Genomic DNA, 22,343 nt, shown 5'->3' on the forward strand with positions numbered 1-22,343 from the left:
CGACTCTGCCGGTTAGGCTATCGCGCTGATAATTCGGCTTGCCGGGAAGCCAGAGGGGGCCATTCAGACTTCCCCTCCACTGGTTCTGAATCATCAGCAACCAGTGTAACTGCTGTGTACCACCAGCAATGGAAAATCGTTGACCCGATAAAATGAAAGTAGGAAGAAGCCTCACAGAGAAAAAGCGCGCGGGTAGAGTAAGAAGCGAAACGGTGAATACATGCTCCTGAATGTTAGATATAACAGCAAACTTCCCGGTCAGATTTTTATTGTAATGAATTGGCAAAGGTCGTTTGATTACCTATCAGGAACACAAAAATTGTCATTTCGTTGCATTTATGCGTCCGGACATCACATTCTTACATCAGTACAGCCCCAGCGTTGCCAGAAAACGTTTTGTCAGCGGTCTCGTTTCCTCTTTCCACCATACGGCAAAAAGGGTGATTTCAAGCGGCAGCCAGGGGAGAGATACCAGAGCGACATTATCCGGAACAATCCGCGCAAGGCTTTTCTGTATGAATGTGAAACCCAACCCGGCCTCCACACAGGCTAGCGCAGCCAGTGGCCCGCTGACTTCCAGACAGATATTGGGGCGAAAACCGCCTTTCTGACATGCGGCGAGCAATCGCGCCCGCGCCGTAGGATTCAGGTTTTCCTGATCTGCTATCCACGGCTGGCCATTGAGATCATCAGGGCCGGGAGCTGGTAGCATTCTTTCTCTAGGCATAGCCAGTATCACAGGTTCCGTCAGGACTTTTTCCTGACGGAACATGCCATTAGCAGCAGGTGGCGTATGCAGCAGGGCCAGATCAATGGCTCTTTCCCTCAGATGTTCAATCTGTTGCTTTGAACGCATAGCATGTAGGCGGATATCCGCTTCATGCCCCATACCAAGCCGTGCAATTGCCTCAGGAAGAAGCCGGGAATGGAGTGCCGCTTCTACATAGCCTATATCCAGTCGCCCTGCGTAATCATGCGAAAGATGCCGCCCGTAATCTTTCAGGCGATCGTGATGTTGTAAAAAAGGCGTTACCTCATTAAGAAATTTTCTTCCCTCTTCTGTCAGCCGTAACCGCTTTTTATCACGATGAAAGAGCGTAATACCTAATTCACTTTCAAGCTGCTGGACCTGTCTGCTGAGTGGAGATTGAGAAATATGAAGCCTTTCTGCTGCCTGTCCGACATGTTCGAATAAGGCAACGGTGGCAAAAGAACGCAGTAATTTTATGTCCACAACAATTTTGGTCTCAACTGAGTCGAAAATTATCATAGTCTCATCAGGCATTTAACTTCAATATCTTTAGGCCGTGACCGTAACACTGACTTGCCAGCGACTGTTACTGGCTGGTTTAAACATCACGGACCGAATGAAGCTGCAAATTATAATTTTATTTTCATTAAGCGAGGACAGTATGGATACGTCACCTTTTCTTTCGCAAAAAATTGGCCATTACTCGATAACCGCAATAAGCGACGGACGAATGAAAGCCAGCCTGGGTTTACTGTCAGGAATTGATTTAACCGAAGCAGGAAAAATTCAGGAGAAATCAGGAGTAACAGCTCCCGATGATATTCACATTTACTGCTACCTCATACGCGGACAGGGACGCGTCATACTGGTGGATTCCGGGATGGGAGGACTGAATTATGCAGGTGGCGAATTTAAAAAAAACCTTTTCTCTGAAGGCGTTAATCCAGACGATATAGATTCCGTGCTTCTGACTCACGGACATCCAGACCACATCGGCGGTCTGCTGAATGAGCATGGTCAGCCTGCATACAGAAACGCTGAACTTTTCATGAGTCGTGATGAAGCAGCATTCTGGCAGGATGAAAATAAGCTGAAACTCATGGGTGAGCGCATACAGATGACCGGGTCACTGGTTCGTCGCACGCTGGAAGCTTATGGCCCTGTGCTGCGTTTTACTGATGAAGCAGAAATCAGTGAGGGGATCAAGGCTGTAAGTCTGCCGGGACATACGCCTGGACACACTGGGTTTCTGATAAATTCATGCGATGAAAGCCTGCTGATCTGGGGTGACCTTGTGCATTATCCGCATATTCAGTCAGCCCGGCCTGAAGTTTCAATTTCATTTGACTGTGATCCAGCCCAGGCAGAGAAAACAAGAAAAACCATTCTTGAACAGGCCGCTCGTCAAAATTTACGTGTTGCCGGCATGCACTTCGGTGAACCCGGGTTCGCATATGTTTCCGGTTCTCCTGAAAGGGGGTATTTTCTGACGTCATGTTCAGAACAGCAGAACCTCGTCCGCGGTATAACGGTATAATGCGCCCCGGCGAGCTTTTTGAAGTAAGAAAGCAAGCTCTTCTTTGGCATTTTCTCCAAAGGCGGCTCTGAGTGACTCTGTATTAACAGGACCAGGGCTGACGATATTTATCCGTATGCCGGAGCCATGCAGCTCTGCAGCCCAACTTCTCACCCTGTTCCTGACTGCGGCTTTGGTCGCACCATAAATACGCATGTTTGGACCCGGATCTACAGATGCCGTCGAACCGATGATGATTACGCATGAACCTTTACGAAGCAGAGGTAACGCCTGCTGAACAGTAAGCAGAACAGACTACACCGATCATGACAACGCCCTCCTCATTTAAGAATAGTTTTGCCTCGACCCGTTGAACTCACAGACTGAAGCGGACATAGGTGGCTTGAGCAGCAAGGACATTTTTGGGGTCTGAACAGACCGGATCCGTCAGATAAATGTATTGAATGATATTTATCTGCTTTCCTCTTTTGCAAAACTGCCGTTTAGTCTTTTCAGCACTTCACTTATGCCCCTGCTGACAATCCGATCCTCCCGCATTACTGTCCCCAAAGTCCGATGAAGCGAGGGCGTCACAGAGTAAAGACTGAGACCCTGCCTTTCTTCAATACTCGCAACGGACATGCGGGGAACGATGCTGTAGCCCAGACCGGAACGTACCATCCTTTTAATCGCTTCAATGCTGCCAAGCTCCATCATGGGGCTGGCAGTATGCCCGGCATACCGGAACCATTCGTCGATCAAGGCGCGTGTCCCGCTTCCGGGTTCAAATATAATCAGCGGCAGTGACAAAAGGGCGTCGGGAGACAGCGGGTTCGCGCTCTGCTCTGATGCATCCTTTTCCATGATGACAACAAACTCATCAGTACCCAGCGGGCTTACGCTCAGGCATTTGCCGGCTGCTGGAAGTGTTACAAGTCCAATGTCTATACGATTCTCCTCCACGCTCCGGACAATATCGGAAGTATTGCCTGTGCGTACATCCACTTTCAGCAGAGGATGTGCCTGTCGCAGCTGTTGCAGTAAGGGAGGCAGAAGATGAATACAGGCCGTTGCACCCGTGCCGACAGTAACGGTACCGGTTATCTCGTCTGAATGCCGAGACACCGATTCAATGGCTGTATTTACCACGGAATCAATTTTCATACAGTGCTCAGAAAAAGTCAGCCCGGCAGGAGTGGGCCTTATCCCCCGGCTGGTTCGTTCAATAAGCCGGACATGAAGCGCCTGCTCCAGCTGTCTTATCTGCAGGCTGACAGCCGGCTGTGATAGCCCGAGCGCTTCTGCCGCTCCGGAGAAACTGCCCCGGCTGATGACCATCCTGAAAGTAGCAAGGTGATCAAGGTTCAGGTTTGCCATGCCAAAGTTTTCCTTATACCGCTGATAAGTCACGCGGCCTGTCTGAAATTATTCATCCGGGTTAGTCTTTGTTTCTGACCGGAAAAAGAGCCATACCGATGGAAATAACTGAAGCAGATGAAAGACATATTCCTGCTATCCAGCAGATTTATGCTTACCACGTATTACATGGCACCGCCACTTTTGAAACCGAACCGCCGGATGCGGCTGAAATGGCAGCCCGCCTGAAAAAGGTACGTTCAGCAGGACTGCCTTGGTTTGTGGCGATTGATGAAGGGCAAGTGCGGGGATACTGCTACCTGTCTTTTTACCGGGAACGCCGCGCCTACCGGTTTACCCTGGAAGACTCCGTCTATATTGACGCCACGTGTCAGGGGCGGGGCACCGGCAAAATGCTGTTATCCCGAGCGATAGCCTGGGCAGAAGCCCGTGGCTTCCGCCAGCTCGTGGCTGTGGTGGGTAACAGCGAAAATACTGCCTCCCTTGCCCTGCACCGCGCCGCAGGCTTCAGCATCACCGGCACACTCAGATCGGTAGGATTCAAGCACGGGCGCTGGCTCGATACGGTCATCCTGCAGCGCACGCTCGGGCTGGGCGACACCACGCTTGCGGAGAGCACAGATTGACAGACGGACATCTGACAGGGCGCAGCATTTTCTGCATAGGCATGACGCAGCTTATCAACTGGGGTATTACGTTCTACATGCCGGGCGTTTTCGGAACCGCCATCATGGCGGAGACGGGCTGGTCTCCCGTGATGACATTCTCTGGCCTGACCGTTGCCATGCTGGTTATGGGGCTGGTTTCGCCGCTGACCGGTTCCGTTATGGCTCGAACCGGCGGACGCATGATGATGATGGCGGGAACCTTCGCCATAACCATCGGGTGTTTTCTGATGGCGATTACTCATTCCACAGCGGCATGGGTTGCGGTCTGGGTCCTGACGGGAGTCGGCATGCGGCTTGCCCTGTATGATGCTGCGTTTGCCCTGATTGTGGAAACCGCAGGCGCAGGGGCCCGCAGAGCAGTCTCTCTGGTTACTCTACTGGGCGGTCTTGCGTCAGCCGTGTTCTGGACTGCTGGCGCTGCCCTGCTGCACATTACCAACTGGCGGCATGGCTTACTCGTTTACGGCTGTGCGGGTCTGGTGGGCCTGCTTTTTCTGACCGCCGTTCCGGCAGGCCGTCGGGTAAACCCTCCCATGGTTGGTCGGTCCGGTCTTCCGGCGGCCGGGACGGCAGAAGATCGAAAAGGTTTCATCAGTGGCCTGTGGTATGCCGCCCTGATTGCGCTGCTCAGCTTTGTCTCCACGGGCGTGTCCACGCATTTTCCCCGGATACTGGCCGCTTATGGCTTGCCCACCTTGGCTGGCATGCTTTGGGGCGTGGGACAGGTGAGTGCCCGCCTGCTGGATGTGGCCTCCGGCGCTCGCCTCTCCGCGCTACGCCTAAACCTTATTATCGGTGTCCTGCTGCCACTCTGCTTTCTGGCCGGCCTTGCGGGGTGCGTTACGCCTGTGGCTACAGCCCTCTTCGTCCTGGGCTATGGGGCCGTGAACGGACTGTGCACGGTTGTGAAGGCCGTACTTCCTCTTGTGCTGTTTGATCCACAGCAGTACGCCCGCAAAACAGGCGTACTGCTGTCACCAGGATTTTTTCTCGCGGCGCTTGCCCCGTCTGCGTATGCCATGCTGCTGGAGCGGTACGGTATACCCGGCACGCTGCTTGTTTCCTCTCTCCTGACCCTGTTCATTACGGCGATTTCCGTGGTGCTCTGGCGACGCCATTCCGGCTCAGTCGTACAGAGCCGTGATGAGGAAGCGCCTCCCCTTCCCGGGAAAAACGTTTGATACAGTCCGCGATACCATCAAAATTTTATCTAGATTGATCAAAATATTGTGCGTCCGCTTTTCGCTCAAAGCGGACTTGACCGTGTGCCTGTCTGCTTTGTGCCAAAAGCGGACATTATCAGATGAGTAAAAACCGCCCTTCAGCCGGCTTATCTTAGGATTGCTGTCACAATTGTGCTGAATACTGTGCCCGTTATAAAAGCATGTTCAGTTGTGCGTTCTTCTTTGCGTATGTCAGCATAGCGTGCAAGAGCATGCTCAGCATTTGGGGCATCGATCTCTTCATACTGCTTTTCATAACCCTGATCGGTCAGCAGAGGGGCTTTCTCGGCTTCTGATCTTTCCAGCACAGCAATTTGTTCACCCTTTCTAAAAAAAATGTAATCCGGCATCTGTCGCTCCCGAGAAAAGATAGTTTTTCATGAGATAACATATCTCATCTGGCTTGATTCTGTTCACATCGGTGTTTCTTCAGTTCGTGAGTCAGAAGTTAAGGTAATTCAATATACTTAAAGCTTTGAAAAATTTGCGACAGTAAGGAGCTCAGGATGAAAGCATTTACAGTGCGCCGCATTAACGACAGTGACCTTGACGATTTCATAAGAATAAGACTTGAGGCTTTGCGACTTCATCCAGCTGCCTTTGGTGCCTCCTATGAAGACTGGAAACAGAAATCTGCAGAGTTTTTTGCTGAAAGGTTACGTGTGGAAAGTGTATTTGGAGGATTCGATCTTCAAAATACATTACAAGGGATGATAGGCGTTAGTCGCAGTACCGCACCAAAACTTTGTCATGTTGCCACTATTTGGGGAATGTATGTGCGCGCTGAGATGAGAGGCACGGGTCTTTCGAAATCGCTTATGGCAGCGGCAATAGAAGCTGCCAGCGGAGCTAAAACAATAAAACTTTCAGTGATTACAACAAATCATGCAGCCCAGATTCTCTATCGATCCTTTGGATTCAGAGAATGGGCAACCGATACCGCTGCATTATGCGTTGATGGCGTTTTTTATGACGAACTTCTTATGAGGCTGGATGCTGAATCCAGTTCGTGACCCGGATATCTGGAAAAACCGGCTGGCCGTAAAGGGCGTTAGGGAATCCAAATGAATCATCACGGTCTATACAGACACATCCGAATAGCTATTAGTCACATATCTGATGCCTGCTCTTCGCTCATAGCGGACCATGCGCTCGTGTAATACTGCTTTGTGCCAAGAGCGGGCGTTGCTAACTCTTCGCTGCAATAAGTTTTGGGTAGTAAGACAGCCTTATCATCATTTCCTCAGTCTCACGAGGACAATCAGAGATTTGACACCCAAATATCCATCCATAAAACCATAACATTAAGGCGTTTGATGCTGCATTGAACTCTATATTAAGTAAAACATGCGGAAAATAGTCTATTTTAGTTGTACTGAAATATATTATTTCATCCATGACGTGCAGCCTATAGAATATAAATCATATTAGGTTAATTTCATTAAACTCGCGAAGAAATTCCAAGCATGAATAGACCTTGAAATATTTGTCTTTTTAAATTACGTATTAAAATCATATCGACAACCGTAAAATAAAAGAAGCCTCTGCAAATGATTTAATAAAGATCTCCGATCTCCTTAAGGTTTCATGGTTTACGAATGCCCCGTTTCTTTAGGCATATTAGCCTGAGATTGCGCCATTTCTGTCGTTCACAAGATTAACCTGTTTCTTCGTTAATGAAATAAGAATTCAAAGGTGGACATGGCAACCATGTATAAACCTCTGAAACCTCATCAGGTGAATAAGATAGAGCCTTATGTATTGGTGGAAAAAACAACATTATTATTTATTGTCAGGCACTAAAGTTCTTAACACAAACGCCGATAATCTTCCCAAACTTATCCATCATTAGATGCAATGTATGCTTTGTACATTCAGAGATAAGTGAAAACTCAAGTATATGAGTTTATCTGGACTTGCAGGATTTATAGCCCTGGATTTGCGCTTGATAGATCACAGCCAAACCCTGATTTTTAAATTTTACAGTAATAGTGTCTATGGACAGCACACTCTTTCAGCGCTGATCCATTCGATCATTTAAGGATAAAAAGATGTTGAATAAGTTTAAACGTAGCACAACCTGTCTCCTTGTTTCTTTTTCCCTTCTGCTTGGTGGTTGTGCTAACACTGGGAGCTCTCTCTTATCAAGCACCAAACCAGATCCACGACTGACCAGTGGTGAACAATCCCAATTATTTAGCAGTTCAGCCGCCCAGGGCTGCGGCATGGGAGCTCTAGCGGGTGCAGGCCTTGGTGCTTTGACGGGGGCTCTGGCTGGAAATAGCAAGAAAGCATTGGTAGGGGCTGCAGTAGGTGGCGCTGCCGGATGTGCTGCAGGGGTTGCGACAAACTACTACATAGACAATCTGAAAAAAGATTACGCCACCACCGCCGATCGTCTGCAAGCGATGGATAAAGACATTAATAAAGACACTGCTGATATAGCGACAACAACCGCGGCCATGAAGGCAGTTATCAGTGATAACCATGCCACATTAACCAAAATTAGCATACAGAAAGACAAAGCAGGCTTTGATAAAGCCAGCGCAAAAAAAGAATTGTCGCAAGTTGATGCCAATATCAGCGTCATGAAAGAAAAAATTAAAAATATGAATGAAAAAAGCGCTGCGTATAAGGTCGCGCTGCAGGGACAAGCCACCAGCACACCGGCGGATAAAGACAAACTGAAAAAACTGAACGCAGAGTATAGCGAGCTCAGTGGCCAAATTACCGCATTGGAATCTGAAGCGAATGGTTTATACAGCCAACGCCAAGCTATTTCATTAGGTTGATAATGACGGGCCGACATTATTGTCGGCCCTGTTTAATTTTATTGCTGAACAATTTTATATCAGCCCTATCAACTCATGGACGCCTTTATGAGAATTTATGTCTTAGTCGCTTCGCTATTACTTGCCGGATGTGCCACATCTCCTCAGGACTGCGATTTACACGCTCAGGATCCTGGTTTTATTACCAAGTTGAGTTGTACTACTTCCGGCGGCTATCGTCAGAAAGTCGACGAGCAAGAGCGCCATGTACTGCAAAGTCAACGCGACAATAAAATCGCCCAACAAAATTTTGCGGATACCCAATCCAGGGAGCAAGCCTCTAGTCAGAAACTGGCTAATGAACAAACCAGGTTGAAAGCGGCGCGATCTGATTTGGCCCAGACGCTGAAAAAGCTCAAGTCGGGAAAGGCAAACAACCAGCTGCGCCAGCAAGAAATTAAGCAGTTGGAAGCGTTGCAAAGTCAGTCTCAGCAGGCTAATAGCGCCAGTGAAGTTGCCCAGATTGAGAAGGAAATCGCTGCTGCCAAAGCCAGAGTTGCAGCGCTTGAGCAAGCTAACGCACTTCAATAATGCGTCGCCAGGGTGGCGGCACTTTATGCTCGCCACATGACCAATCAGCATCTGATGCTAATAACAACAAACATGAATCTGGGCTATGCAACGATTAACAAGATCAGCGCTAATTGATGATTCCACCCTCGCCATCTATGAAGAAACGGTTGCGATTATTCACCGTTGTCTTCCGACTTCCCTTGCGCTGCTTTATGCCACCACACGCCGAAATGCAGAAGGGAATCTGGAGTGGTGGACAGCGCGACAAGGTCTTGCCACTCCGCTGTCAGCACTCAGCGACGCTGAACAAATCGAGATTCAGCGTAAGCGTCAGCAGTATCAGGACACAATTGCAGGTCTAATTGGTCAACTTACCGCCCGGGAGGAAAGCAAAGCGGCCCAGGCATTGCAAACGCTGCTTACCCATTCACAGGCTCTGGACTGTTATGGCGTCAGTGGTGAGCCGGTATTAATTAACTGGGCCATCCCGGAACAGACTCCCCTTACTGAGGTGGTATCAACACCGAGGCAGCGACGATTTCTGCCTTGGTTGCTATTGGGATTGTTGCTGCTGTTGCTTACTTTCGTAGGGTGGTGGTTCCGTGCCTCCTCCCTTCCAGATGCAGCCCTGCCCGCACAGAGCAAAACGCCAGCTGCGGTTAAGGACGCCTGGCCGAAAAAGACCCTGTTAACGCAGGATAATCCAAGCGTAAACCTCGCCAAAAGAAACGACTTCGGCCGCATCAAAGTCAATCTGGCCTGGCAACAAGGCCAGAATGAGCAACCGGTAGATCTGGATATTGCCGCGTTTGTTAAGTTGAAAAACGGCAGGAACAGTGGCGTTGAGGCACTCAGTAAATACTCAGGTGATTATGAAAAAGCTCCCTTCATGCTATTGCAAAAAGATCTTCGCGACGCAGGCAACAAAGATGGCGAATGGCTATTCATTAACGGCGGCCAATGGCAGGAGATTGATGAAGTACTGATATACAGCTTCATTTACGGCGGCGCGAATAACTGGAAGGGGCTTGATGCCACGATCACGCTCTCTGTTCCGAACCAGCCGCCGATCAGTTCCACTTTGATTAATAGCGGTGAACGCAATGATGTTGCGGCAATCGCACGATTAAAGAACGTTGATGGTGACATTAAGGTTGAGCGGCTTAACAGCTTCTTCCCAAACCGGGAGTCACTGGCTAAGCACTATGGCTGGAACTTTGAATGGACGCCTGGTGCCAGCAAGAATTAGCCACCTTCATCTGACTTGCGTTAAATAACAGCCTTACAAGGTTTAGACAATGCGAAATTCGATTCAGGGACCACTGTTACGTACCGGAAAAAACTCTTTGTTTAAGGCGCTGGGTGAGACCGGCTATCCGGTGTTTAAGATGGCCTTTCAACTCCGTGAAGCTATTTACCGTCTTGATGCCGGGCGCGATTTGGCACGACACCTTGCCATCCCGCAAAATGAACAGGATGGCGATCGTACTGATTGGTACAGCAGCTTTGCAGGCGATGTCATCCCCTGGAGTGTTGCAACGGAAAGCGAGCGAGCTTCTGCGCGACAGCAATTCAGTGAATTCCAGATGGCGGTACAGGCCTTAAGTGAGCAGATGCTGAACGCTGAGAATAGTGGTGCAGGCGGCGATCGGCGGGTATTCGCCCAGTTGTTAAAAGCGGTCGTTAATTTTCCCGATGATGAGTTTCTTTATCTGGTTAATGGGGTGCTGGTGATCACTTTCTGGGGCTTTGTTCATCCAACTGGCGAGCAGAGTAACCCGATGCACTGGCTGCAACCCAGCTCAGTACCCGCGCCAAAAACCGGTGCTCCCGTCACTCAGCCACTGGCGCAAGCAGCATCGACACCTATCCACTCCATCGAGACCGTGCCGCATACCGGACGCAGGAAATGGAACTGGCGATGGTTACTCTGGCTTCTGGTCGCCCTGCTATCTCTTGCGCTGATCTTGGGATTACTGCGTGGCTGCGTTCCTTCGCTTTCCCTGCCGGGACTGCCGAAATTATCCGGTGAGAATCATCATAGCCAGCCGATCAGCAATGTGGGCAATAGCCAAGACGTGGAGGTCAATCCTTCAGCCAGTACCGGCACCCAAATCCCTGTCAATACCGGTGGGCTGAACACAGCAAACAATGCGACAGTAGCGGATCCAGCCGAGGCTAATCAGTCTCTGAATCGTACAGGTACAGAGACTGCCAATGAGCCGACGATGGCTGACACCCCAACCTCAACGGAAAATGCAAGTGAGCCACAGGCGCAGCCAGGCGCAAGCGGAGTTCCAGTAGCTGATTCAGCAGCGGTGACTGCACCCGTTATGCCAGAGACACAAAACAGTGCGCCGCAAAACCCTGCGGTCACGCCTAACACCGTGCCACCAGTCCAACCCGTGCAGGGTGAACCGCTGACGCTTCCTGCTGCTTTACCCGATGGCCCTGCACAGTTTCTTAATGGGCAGTGGCGAGTTAACGGCGGTATTCAGGACAAACTTACTGGTCGCCCGTTGCAGCTGCAATACAACTTCAAACAGGGCGACGGCACCGTCAGCGTCCGTCAGTCCAATGGTGTCATCTGTACCGGCGCGGCTAAAGGGAGTGTGCAACAAGGTGCACTCAACATTAAGAATCCTGAGCAAATGGCCTGCAGTGATGGCTCAAACTTTATTGGCCCAACCATAGAGTGCAAATCGCCTACTGCTGGCCACACCGATTGTGTCGGTAACAATGATGGGGATAAAACCTTCCCCATTCGTATGCTGCAACCCCATTCTTAAACAGGGACGAAGAGATTATGTTGCCTGAAATTGTTTCTTTTGATCGCCAGGTCACTCTGGTCGGAGACTCCGGAATTCAGTTTATGGATTTCGGTTTAACCCTTAAACGCCAGACTGCGGGTACGGGTGAATTTGTCAAACTCGCCAACGGCGTGCTAACACGTCTGATTTACAACGAACAGCGCGATTACTATTTCTATCAGCCGACGCCAGACAAAATTGAGAAAGCGAAAAGCCAATACGACATTCCTGTTGAGCAGAGCCTGAAGCTGCTGGACAGCGTCTGGTTGCCGCTTCCCTTGTTCCGTTTTAGCTTGCCCAATATTTACCAGGAAGGGCCGCTGAACTGGGCACGTTTTCGCATTGTGAAACTGCCGGAACCTGATATGGATGGCCACAGCCACCGCATGACGCTGGCGATTGATACCCGCATCATGGCCAAACAACAATCGGCCGCGGACCTCAGCCCTAATCATGAAGATGTGAATGCAGGAGCCACCTTTGCAGTAGCCACTGCCACTTATGCACTCAACTGGTATTTGACCCAGGACTGGGTCAAAGATTGGCTGATCGATGTATTTGGCGAAGCCAGCAAAGGCCGGGATATTGACGAGCGCGAGGATGAAATCGCCCAACAGTATCCGCTGGCGCACTATCTTAACCTGCTGTCACTGATGGCTGAGCCACTTGAGGGCCTACAAACCCAAACCACAGCCTTTATCGAGATACCCCAGTTTAAAGTGATCGCCAATCGGGAAGTAAACGCCATTAAACCGATTCCGGTCGACATGATCCTCGATGTAGGTAACTCTCGTACCTGCGGCATTTTGATTGAAGATCACGGGCAATCAGGATCCGGCTTGATGCACAACTATGTGCTGAAGCTGCGCGATCTGAGCGCACCTGAACATATCTATATCGACCCGTTTGAAAGTAAGGTGGAGTTCGCCCAAGCCTTTTTTGGCAAAGATCTTTATTCCGTACGCAGCGGTCGCCACGATGCTTTCCAGTGGCCAACCATCGCCCGCATTGGGGGTGAGGCCAGTCGCTTAGCTTCACGCCGGCGAGGGAGCGAAGGTTCTACAGGGCTTTCCAGCCCTAAACGCTATCTGTGGGATGAGAAATTTTATGGCCAGGGCTGGCGCTTTAACGGCAGCTCAATGCAGGAGACCAATCCTCTCGCCACTGCCGCCCCCTTTGCCAATTTAATTAATGAAAAAGGCGAAGCCCTGCATACCATTGAAGATGAGATGGATCGCATCCCGGTATTCACTCCACGCTATTCCCGCAGTTCGCTGATGACCTTTATGCTGGCAGAGGTGTTGACTCAAGCCATTAGCCAGATCAACAGCCCTGAGCAGCGTATTCGCGAAGGCCATGCCGGTCTTCCTCGTCAACTTCGCCATATTATTCTGACGGTTCCACCGGGTATGCCGATGGCGGAGCGCTGTATTCTTGATGAAAGAATGCGTCAGGCCGTAGGTTTAGTATGGAAATCTCTGCGCTGGCATACGGGTGAGAATGATCCTTATCTTGATGAGGGTGAAGACCACAGCAAGGGCAACATCAAAATTCCACTGCCTAAAATCCGCGTAGAGTGGGATGAGGCTTCCTGTGCCCAGCTGGTGTATCTGTATACAGAGATTAATCAGAACTTTGCCGGTCATCCGGAAGTATTTTTCAATACGCTTGGCCGCCCGGATCGCCAAGATCGGGAAACCCTCACCATTGCATCGATTGATATTGGCGGGGGCACAACAGATCTGGTCATCACCGATTACCGTCTGGATCGTAACGGCGTGTCCAGCAGTGGCGCAAACGTGCATATCATCCCCCACCAGCGATTCCGGGATAGCTTCAAAATTGCCGGGGATGACATTTTGCTCGACGTTATTCAGTCCTACGTGTTGCCTGCTTTCGAGTTGTCGCTGCGTGAAGCAAATGTGCGTTCGGTTGAGACGCTGATGTCGCAGCTGTGCGGTTCACAAAATATCAGTGCCGCCGAAGCGGTGCTGCGCCAGCAACTGAGCTTGCAATTGTTTGTGCCCCTGGCGCTGCACATCCTTGCCCGCTATGAGCAATATGATCCTCAGAATGAGCAGACCCATCTGCTGATCAATCAGCGCGTCAGTGAATTATTGCCGGCGGGCAGTATCAGTGATGAGGTTGAAAGCTTTGTGCGCCGTGAAGTGAAAAAGGCGGGAGGCCAGGATGACTTTAAAATTGCAGATATTACCCTCAATATCGCACTGACGAAGATGCACAGTGATGTGTGCTCAGGCAAGTTCAACATTGACAAAGTGCTCACTGCGCTGTGCGAAGTGCTGTCCAGTTACCACTGTGACCTCTTGCTGTTAACGGGCCGACCGTCGCAACTGCCAGGGATTCAGGCAATTGTCCGCCGCAACCTGCCCTTACCTCCAGGACGTATTCTGGCGTTACATGGTTACAAGACCGGCACTTGGTATCCTTTCCATAAAAACGGCCATATTCACGATCCAAAAAGCACCGCTTCGGTTGGCGCGATGCTGTCGCAGTTGTGTGCAAACCACAGCATTCCCAACTTCCATTTCCATATCTCAGCGCTGAAACCGTATTCCACCATTCGCCATATTGGCACCATTGATATGGACAGCCTGATCCACGATGCCGACGTTATCTACCGTCATATCAAATCTGAAGATGGGCAGATTTCCTTGCCGGTGTTGATGAATGATGAGGGCGAGGCAACCACAGCAAGCATTGTGATGCGTGGCGACCTGCGATTAGGTTATCGCCAGCTGGATGCGGAGCGCTGGTCTGCATCTCCCTTATACACGTTGCGATTCAGCGAATCTGGACGTGAAAACTTCTCTAAAGCGAAATCCCTCGACAGCGGATCTCCGTATCTGCAAGTCAGGCTCACGATAGATAAAGGCAAGGCTGCACGCAAATTAGGCCTGATCAGCGATCGTCTAACCATCGCTGATGTCAGCAGCAACACCGACCGGTCTTTCGGCAAGAAAGATGTCGAGCTGGAACTCAATACCATGCCCGATACAGGACTCATTGACAGCCGACACTGGCTCGATAGCGGGAGTGTGAAAAAATAATGAACAATGATCAAAAGACTCTTCAACAAGGATGGGCGGCTATCGCCCAAGGTTGTCAGGATGCTCTGGAATGGGTGGGCAATGTGCGCACCGGGTCTCGCCGCCTGGATACGGAAGCTGACCCACTGAATCTTAATTTGCTGCGTACCCGTAATCTGGCGAACAGCCTCTCTCAGGTCTCTGGTACGCCGATGACTGTAGGCTTCTTTGGCATTTCTCAAGCGGGTAAGTCTTATCTTATCTCGGCGTTAGCCGCAGGTAGCAATGGCGAATTGGAAGCTCGCTATGGCACCAGGGTGGTGGACTTTATTAAAGAGGTCAATCCGGTTGGCGGAGGTAAAGAGGCGACGGGGCTGGTCACCCGCTTTACTCGGCACGCGCCCGAAGCGCCGCAGGGCTTCCCAATTCCTTTGCGCCTGTTCAGTGAAATCGAATTGGCAAAGATTCTCGCCAATACCTGGTTCAATGACTTCAACCATGAACATCTGAATTATCAGCTTGATGAAAACCACATCGAAGAACGTCTGCGTCCTTTCCTGCAGCGTGCAGGTCAGGCTGATGTTAATAATGGCGTCAGCAGTGAGGACGTTGTTGCACTGTGGGATTACCTTAATTCTTCATTCAAAAAATCAGTAGAAAAGCTTGAACATGCCTGGTGGCCTCAGGTACTTAAAATCGCCCCCATCCTTAATCCACATGAGCGTGCAGACCTTTTTTCTCTTTTATGGGGAGAGCAACCGGAACTCACTGAAACATACCGTTCATTGGCCCATGTGCTGGCAAAACTCAACCACGCAAAAATGGTGTTTGCCCCGCTAGAAACGCTTATCGACCACAATAATGGCAGCATAATGAACGTCGACAGCCTGAATCGTCTTGATTCAGGCCAGGATCGCCCTGTCGAAATACGTTTTTGGAAAGAGAATCAACAAACCGGCAGCGCCCACTTGTCACAAGCGGAACTCGCGGCGTTGACCTCAGAGCTTATTTTCCCGCTGGCAGAGGTTACGCCAGACAGCGTGATGGAGCAGGTCGATTTACTCGACTTCCCCGGCTATCGCGGTCGCCTCAAACTGCTCGCCCTAAAAGATGCTGCTCAGACTGGGCAGAATCCAGTATCTCAGCTCCTGCTGCGCGGCAAAGTCGCCTATCTATTTGAGCGCTATACCGATAATCAGGAAATGAATGCGCTAGTGGTATGCGCCAGCTCGTTTAAACAAAGTGACGTATCCGATGTGGGCCCGGTGCTCACCCGCTGGGTCGAGAAGACGCAAGGCAAAACTGCAGAAGAGCGTGGCAGGAGCAAAGCAGGCCTGTTCTGGGCCATCACCATGTGTGATATGCGCATCAGTGACAGTCTTAAGAAAACGGAAAGTCAGTTGAATGAGGCTTGGGAAGGCATGATGCACATGACGCTGCTGGAACGTTTTGCCCAATATGACTGGTTAAAAGAGTGGTCGCCCGGCAAGCCATTTGATAACTGTTTCCTGGTGCGTAAACCAGGAATGGATACCCCGTTTCTGACACTCGAAAGTGTCCCTGGGCAGGAAAGTCTAAAAGAGGTCGCGATTACCGAACGGTATCGTGACGTCATCGACACCATGGGTCGCGCCTTTATCACCCGTCATAACGTGCATCGTCATGTTGCTACACCCAACGAGGCATGGCAGGAGATGCTTAAGCTCAATGATGGCGGCATTTCTCGCCTGACCGAGGCTTTGCGTGGCGTTGCTCACCTGGCGTTCAAATTGGATCGCCTGCATGAGCAGTTGAAGCAATGCCGCATCGAAACCGCAGAAAAACGCCTCGGCCGTTGGTACCAGCATGACGGTGACGGCCAACTTGGCAAAAAACAAGCCATTGCCAAAGAACTATGGCAAGGCTTATCCGCTTGCCCGCAAAGTTTGGGAGAGATGATTGGTCGTTTAGATCTGCCCTCTTATGAGCTGAATAATATCTATCTGAGCATCCGCGATCAGGATCAAGAGCTTCAAGTTAGTGATGTCAAGCCTCCGCAAAATACCTTTGCCGCTAATCCGTTTGGTAGTAACCCTTTTGCAAGCAATCCTTTCGGTGAGGATTCCATCGGGGAACAGCCCACAACGGTCGCCCCCCTGCCAGAACGCGTCGGTCAGGATGACGAATTCGCCCATCAGGCATTCAAAGCCTGGGTCGCGCATCTAAGGGAGCTGCCGCAGCAAACCGCGTATTGGCAACAGCTTGGGCTCAACAGTGAAACTATTAATCTGTTGTGTGAAGAGTTGGTCACCGCAGCCACGCGCCTGGATCTGGAAGGCATGCTCAAACGCGCACTGGCTGGCCAGGAGCAGGCGGGAACGCGTCGTGAGCAGTTACTGGCACGCCAGACTCAGCGTACCCAGCTGGCGATGCGAGATTTTATTGCCTGGTTTGGCTACCTCACTTTGCCAGAAGCGCAAATCCCTAACAGCTATGTTGGAGAGAAAAAGAAAGTGTTTGCCCGCCAGGCTCCGCTTGCCAGTGATGAATTGCCACAACTGGCCGCTGTCGCCCCACAGCCAGGCGTAGCCTATATGGGCGACTGGCTATCGGCATTAATGGCACTCACCCTGGACAATGCAGGCCACAGCGCCACTCGCGATATCTCCATTGAACAAAACCGGCAACTTGGCCAGATCATCGGCCAAATGAAACAAGAGAACCTGTCATGCTAGCTAAAATTTTACCCTGCCAACCCGCAGAGCCGGGCTTTGCACAATTGATGATTCGCCTTCGTGGTGAAGACACATTACTGTCAAATCTGAACTTTACGTTGTGCAACAATGAGCAGAATTACCTGCAGCATGACGGCCGCTGGAGCCCAGCGCCGCACCTGTTTACCCTCAATGGTGGTTATTTATTCAACAATGGCAGCGGTTTCCGTATTGGCCCGGCCTTACTTGACCCTCTGCTAGCAAGCGCTAGTCAGGTTCAAATTCAGGCTCAGTTAGCCTCTGGTGAAACCCGGAGTACCACACTCCAGTTGGTACGTGATGAGCTGTTCTCTTCTGGTGCCCGTGGACAAACCGCTAACTACGGTAGTAGTAGCGTGGCGGACTCACCTCTCCCAGCGACTGAATCCGAACCTTTCCCGGTAACAGCAGCTGAGCCTGCGCCACCTGAACCGATTCGCGCGCCAACCACAGCACGTCCCAAACGCAACTCGTCTCTGTTCCCGATTATCGCTGCCGTGCTGCTGGTGGTGTTAATTGCCGCAGGTGCGCTCTGGTGGTTTATGGGGCGAGACAGCGCCACCCCACCAGCGGCAGAGAAACCGGAAGCCCCAGCCGCTTCAGCGGCAGCCAAACCTGATGCCAACGTATGTTCACCTGCTAACCTGGCGAGCCAGAGTGAGCTCGATTTTGTGCAAAACTGCGTGCAACAGAAACTCGACAGTGACAAGTTACTGCTCATCATTCAAGCAGCCAAAGACGCGAAGCAGTGCGGTGTGGCTCAACGCCTTTACGCGCATAGCGCTCAGGGTGGCGATACCAGGGTCGCTCTCGCCTATGCCGCTGAATATGATCCGCAGGATCACAAGCCAAGCGAATGTTTCAAAACCCCTGACCCGGATACTGCCGCTTATTGGTATGATACTGTGCTGCAAACCGATCCAGAAAATCAGAAAGCAAAGCAACGTCTTGAGGAGCTGAGAAAATAATGACTACGCATTTTCTTCGGCTTGCCCTGCCGCTATGTGGCCTGCTTCTCGCCAGTCAGCCGTTGGCAGCGGAGGGTGACAAACCCCTGTTGCAGGAAGGAAAGAAAACCTTATTCCAAAGGGTTCTGACGACACCAGGCTGTAAAATAGGAACAGCAGCAGGCGATGATAAGGGCCAACTGCAACCCGCGTTTAGCAGCTTTTATGTTTATCAAAAAGCGGAGGTGAACGGCCAGAGCTGGGTCAAGGTCGGGCCCGATAGCTATGGCAAAACCATTGGCTGGTTACCACAGTCCTGCACCGTTGACTGGAAAATGCAGCTGACCCTGGCCTTTACTAACCCAGCGAACCGCGATCGGTTGGTGTTCTTTAAAGATAAGAAAAGCCTGGATGATATTCTCTCTGCGCCGGATCCCGTCTCGGTGGTTGCCCCCTTGCGCGCTCATCTGAAACGCGACGGTCATGCAGACGGGGTTTTAGCACAAGAACCAGAATACTTTGTTGATCTGCAAAAACAGTTCTACCTGTTGCCGATCCTCAGTGGCGAAGAGGTGATGACAGAGAGCGGTTTTTATACTCGCTTACTTAACGTCGCCTCTGTGAGCAAGGCAGACCTTACGACAAAACCGGCCGATGATGTTAATCAGCTTAAAGGCTTTAATGCCTCGGTGGTATTCGTAATCGATTCCACCATTTCGATGGGTCCGTATATTGATCGCACCAAAGAAGCGGTCAACAAAATTTATGACAAGATTAAACAGGAACACCTGCAGGATCAGGTTAAGTTTGGCCTGGTATCATTCCGCTCAAACACCAAAGCAGTACCCGGTTTGGAATTCACCTCGAAGATTTTCGCCGACCCCAATCAGGTGAAGGATGGCAATGATTTCCTGCAGAAAGTCGCGGGTCTTAAAGAGGCTAAAGTGTCCAGCTCGTTAGTTGATGAAGATGCATATTCCGGCGTTCTTTCTGCTATCGATAACATCGACTGGAGTCCATTCGGCGCGCGTTACATCGTCTTAATCACCGATGCTGGCGCCATTGATGGTAGCAACAAACTCTCTTCTACCGGACTTGATGCTAAACAGCTGCGCCTTGAAGCGGGCAACAAAGGGATTGCGATTTATACTCTGCATCTGAAAACCCCTTCAGGCAAAGATGATCATACGAAAGCAGAAGGCCAGTACCGCGACCTCTCTAATTTTGACAGCACGCAGTCCAATCTCTACCAATCCGTTGATGCAGGTGACCTGAAAACCTTCGGGCAGCAGGTTGATACGTTGGCGGGTGCAATTACAGAACAGGTCAAAGCGGCTTATATGGGCGATCCGGCCATCGGCAGCGCACTCTACTCTAAAGATGAGGGCAAAAAACCGACGCCAGAAGAGAAATTGCTGGGGGATACTGCCCTGATTGGTCACGCCATGCAATTGGCATGGCTGGGTAAAAAGAATGACACTCAGGCTCCGCTGGTGTTTAAGGCTTGGATCAGCGATCGCGATCTAATCAAGCAAAACATCCCAACTACTGACGTTCGCGTACTGCTGACCAAAGGGCAGTTAAGCGATTTAAGTGATGTTGTGAGCCAGATCCTGCAAGCGGCTAACGAAGGCATGATCTCGCCAAATAAAATGTTTGAGCGCCTGCGCTCCGTTGCTGCCACCATGGGTGCCGACCCTAATCAGCTAAAGCAGCAGGAGAACGCCAAAATCAATGATCTCGGCGTGTTAGGTGAATACTTAGCTGACCTGCCCTACCGTAGTGATGTGCTGAATCTTGATGAAGAAACCTGGAAAAGCTGGGATGGCTTGTCGCAGGAGAAATTCATCCGCACGCTCTCCACTAAGCTACGTTACTACCAGAAATACAATGCCGATGTTGACCGCTGGGTGGAACTCGCCAAAGGCAGCGACCCGCGCGATCGCGTCTATCCGGTGCCACTGGAAATGATGCCCTAATGCTACATATAGACAACTTGTGTGTGGTGCGTGGTGAAGGGGATCAGGCGCATCCTGTCTACCTGCCGCAGCTAAGTCTGCGGCCAGGAGAGGTGATGGCGGTGACCGGCGAAAGCGGCTGTGGCAAAAGCACCCTCCTGGAAGCAATCGGTCTATTGTTACGCCCGGCCAGTATCGGGCGTTTCACCTTCCAGGGGGAAACGCCGCTGGATGTGGCCACGCTGCTAACCCACAATCAGCAAACTGAACTGGCTGAGATACGCGCCCGCCATTTGGGCTTTGTGCTACAAAATGGCGGCTTGCTTCCCTTTTTAAGCGTGCAGGACAACATCACACTACCGTGCCAGCTGCTTGGCAAGTCGCCGGATAAAGCGATGTTATCCAGGGTCATTGATACGCTAAAACTGGGCACTCTGTTAAACAAGTATCCGGCACAATTGTCATTTGGTGAACGGCAGCGCACCGCCTTTGCTCGCGCCATTCTGCACCGTCCCGGATTGGTCCTGGCCGATGAGCCCACCGCCGCACTCGATCCCCACAATGCGCAGCAACTTTTTAGCCTGTTTATCGATCTGGTTGCTCAGGAAGGCATGATGGCACTCGTTGTCTGCCATGACTGGCCACTGGTGCAACGTTTCAATTTGCCCTGCTTAGTTGCCCGCCCTGGCTCAGGTGCATCTGACTTATCAGGGGAACAAGACCAAAGGGGAAGCCACTTTGTCCTGTAATCGCACCCTTCTGCTGGGCCGCCTGGCACTGAAAGATCTGTGGCACGATCGCATCATCTCATTTTGCATTACGTCATCTCTGGTCGCGGTGATTGCCCCACTCCTACTGCTGTTCGGTTTGCGGTTTGGCATTGTCAGCCAATTGCAGGATGAACTTGCTCATGATCCGCGCAATCTCGAAATCAGAATGTTGAGTAGCGGCAGTTATGATCCGGAATGGTTAGAACAACTGCGCCAACGTGCCGACGTGGGATTTGCCATTGGGCAAACACGTTCGCTCAATACCCTCACCGACCTGCAAGTAGACAGTACCCATTTCATTGAAAATGCCGAAGTGATTCCGTCCGATATGGGTGATCCGCTATTAGGCAATCTCAAGATCCAGCACGAAAATGAGGCGGTGTTAACGCAGGAGGCGGCACGAAAACTGGCGCTTAAAGTCGGTGATAGCGTGACGCTGCGTGTCAGTCGTCAACTCGATGAACGCCAGGAATGGGGGCGGAAAAGCCTGATAGTGGTTGGCATTTTACCCGCTACCTATTTCAATCGAGCAGCGATTTTTACCCAATCTTCCCTGCTATTGATGCTTGAGCATTTCAGAGACGGTTATGCTATCCCTGCCCTTGGCGTGAGCAGTGGACAACCATTAAGTGACAAATCCCCACGCTATGCGCGTGCCAGATTATATGCGCGGAGCATTGACGACGTTGCCAGCCTGGAGCGCGATCTGCGCGCGCAACGCATCGAAACGTCAAGCCGAATAGCTGATATTGAAAATGTGAAAAGCATCAACCGAGTGCTGGGGCTGATCTTCAATACCATTGCCGCCACCGCATTGATTGGCTGCATCACCTCTCTCATCGGATCATTTATCGCTAACGTCGATCGCAAACGCAAACATATTGCCGTGTTGCGGCTATTGGGCTTTACCGGCCCGGCCGTGGGAGGCTATGTCATTGTGCAAGGTTGCCTGCTGAGTCTGTTCGCTTATGTGGGTGGTTACGGTATCTATCTTATTGCCAGTCAGATTTTTAACCGGGCCCTGGCTGGTAGCCAAACCACCGACCAGATGCTGTGCAAAATAACCATAGCGCATAGTCTGCTGGCCATGATGATAACCGTTGTCGTGGCGCTGGTGGTTGCCAGCATCGGAGCTTACCGGGCCATTAATATTGAACCTGCGCAGAGTCTGCGTGAGGTGTAAGTCCACCCATCCTA

18 protein-coding genes are annotated in these 22,343 nt (G+C 51.0%); 14 read left to right on the top strand and 4 right to left on the bottom strand.

The genetic code is table 11. The features are described from left to right. Positions 1-364 precede the first annotated feature (364 nt). Positions 365-1,285, bottom strand: coding sequence for a LysR family transcriptional regulator (locus MUG06_RS18225; protein WP_243079556.1), 921 nt, complete (start codon positions 1,283-1,285; stop codon positions 365-367). Between the two features lie 127 nt (positions 1,286-1,412). Between MUG06_RS18225 and MUG06_RS18230 the strand changes: the two genes are divergently transcribed. Next, on the top strand, positions 1,413-2,288 hold the full coding sequence (locus tag MUG06_RS18230; protein WP_243079679.1) for an MBL fold metallo-hydrolase: 876 nt from the start codon (positions 1,413-1,415) through the stop codon (positions 2,286-2,288). Here the strand turns inward: MUG06_RS18230 and MUG06_RS18235 are convergent. Together MUG06_RS18235 and MUG06_RS18240 are read right to left on the bottom strand one after the other, a co-directional pair. After that, positions 2,250-2,576 (bottom strand): SDR family NAD(P)-dependent oxidoreductase, encoded by a 327-nt coding sequence (locus MUG06_RS18235; protein WP_279234055.1) that lies wholly within the window; start codon positions 2,574-2,576, stop codon positions 2,250-2,252. The genes MUG06_RS18230 and MUG06_RS18235 overlap by 39 nt on opposite strands. Positions 2,577-2,738: 162 nt before the next feature. Beyond that, entirely contained in the window at positions 2,739-3,644 is a 906-nt protein-coding gene (locus tag MUG06_RS18240; RefSeq protein ID WP_243079557.1) for a LysR family transcriptional regulator, read from the bottom strand. Between the two features lie 98 nt (positions 3,645-3,742). On the opposite strand from MUG06_RS18240, the gene MUG06_RS18245 reads away from it, so the two are divergent. Continuing rightward, a complete protein-coding gene (locus MUG06_RS18245; protein ID WP_215844734.1) occupies positions 3,743-4,270 on the top strand; it encodes a GNAT family N-acetyltransferase in 528 nt (175 codons plus the stop codon). Between the two features lie 41 nt (positions 4,271-4,311). After that, positions 4,312-5,493: an MFS transporter gene (locus tag MUG06_RS18250; RefSeq protein ID WP_243079558.1), complete on the top strand. Its 1,182-nt coding sequence runs from the start codon at positions 4,312-4,314 to the stop codon at positions 5,491-5,493. Between the two features lie 149 nt (positions 5,494-5,642). Here MUG06_RS18250 and MUG06_RS18255 read toward each other — a convergent pair whose 3' ends face one another. Then, positions 5,643-5,885: a hypothetical protein gene (locus MUG06_RS18255; protein ID WP_243079559.1), complete on the bottom strand. Its 243-nt coding sequence runs from the start codon at positions 5,883-5,885 to the stop codon at positions 5,643-5,645. Between the two features lie 156 nt (positions 5,886-6,041). Here MUG06_RS18255 and MUG06_RS18260 point away from each other — a divergent pair, with 156 nt between their 5' ends. The 11 genes from MUG06_RS18260 to MUG06_RS18310 all read left to right on the top strand — a co-directional run bounded on the left by MUG06_RS18260 (position 6,042) and on the right by MUG06_RS18310 (position 22,329). Next, positions 6,042-6,548, top strand: coding sequence for a GNAT family N-acetyltransferase (locus MUG06_RS18260; RefSeq protein ID WP_243079560.1), 507 nt, complete (start codon positions 6,042-6,044; stop codon positions 6,546-6,548). A 1,038-nt stretch (positions 6,549-7,586) separates the two neighbouring features. Continuing rightward, positions 7,587-8,327, top strand: a complete 741-nt coding sequence (locus MUG06_RS18265) for a hypothetical protein (protein ID WP_243079561.1) — start codon at positions 7,587-7,589, stop codon at positions 8,325-8,327. Between the two features lie 87 nt (positions 8,328-8,414). Then, entirely contained in the window at positions 8,415-8,897 is a 483-nt protein-coding gene (locus tag MUG06_RS18270; RefSeq protein WP_243079562.1) for a hypothetical protein, read from the top strand. An 85-nt stretch (positions 8,898-8,982) separates the two neighbouring features. Continuing rightward, positions 8,983-10,128 (top strand): tellurite resistance domain protein, encoded by a 1,146-nt coding sequence (locus MUG06_RS18275; RefSeq protein ID WP_243079563.1) that lies wholly within the window; start codon positions 8,983-8,985, stop codon positions 10,126-10,128. 49 nt (positions 10,129-10,177) lie between these two features. Further along, the gene (locus MUG06_RS18280; protein ID WP_243079564.1) at positions 10,178-11,668 is read left to right on the top strand and encodes an SrfA family protein; all 1,491 of its coding nucleotides are present in this window, start codon (positions 10,178-10,180) and stop codon (positions 11,666-11,668) included. Between the two features lie 17 nt (positions 11,669-11,685). Next, positions 11,686-14,760 (top strand): virulence factor SrfB, encoded by a 3,075-nt coding sequence (locus tag MUG06_RS18285; protein WP_243079565.1) that lies wholly within the window; start codon positions 11,686-11,688, stop codon positions 14,758-14,760. Further along, the gene (locus MUG06_RS18290; RefSeq protein WP_243079566.1) at positions 14,760-17,453 is read left to right on the top strand and encodes a virulence factor SrfC family protein; all 2,694 of its coding nucleotides are present in this window, start codon (positions 14,760-14,762) and stop codon (positions 17,451-17,453) included. The genes MUG06_RS18285 and MUG06_RS18290 overlap by 1 nt, the downstream gene beginning before the upstream one ends. Beyond that, a complete protein-coding gene (locus MUG06_RS18295; protein ID WP_243079567.1) occupies positions 17,447-18,439 on the top strand; it encodes a hypothetical protein in 993 nt (330 codons plus the stop codon). Before MUG06_RS18290 ends, MUG06_RS18295 begins: the two co-directional genes overlap by 7 nt. Beyond that, complete coding sequence (locus tag MUG06_RS18300) at positions 18,439-20,397, top strand: vWA domain-containing protein (RefSeq protein ID WP_243079568.1); 1,959 nt, start codon at positions 18,439-18,441, stop codon at positions 20,395-20,397. The genes MUG06_RS18295 and MUG06_RS18300 overlap by 1 nt, the downstream gene beginning before the upstream one ends. Then, positions 20,397-21,125 (top strand): ABC transporter ATP-binding protein, encoded by a 729-nt coding sequence (locus MUG06_RS18305; protein WP_243079569.1) that lies wholly within the window; start codon positions 20,397-20,399, stop codon positions 21,123-21,125. The genes MUG06_RS18300 and MUG06_RS18305 overlap by 1 nt, the downstream gene beginning before the upstream one ends. Beyond that, on the top strand, positions 21,115-22,329 hold the full coding sequence (locus MUG06_RS18310; RefSeq protein ID WP_243079570.1) for an FtsX-like permease family protein: 1,215 nt from the start codon (positions 21,115-21,117) through the stop codon (positions 22,327-22,329). The genes MUG06_RS18305 and MUG06_RS18310 overlap by 11 nt, the downstream gene beginning before the upstream one ends. The last annotated feature ends 14 nt before the right edge of the window (positions 22,330-22,343 follow it).

It is taken from the genome of Pantoea sp. MQR6 (genome assembly GCF_022761075.1).
Lineage (GTDB): Bacteria > Pseudomonadota > Gammaproteobacteria > Enterobacterales > Enterobacteriaceae > Pantoea > Pantoea phytostimulans.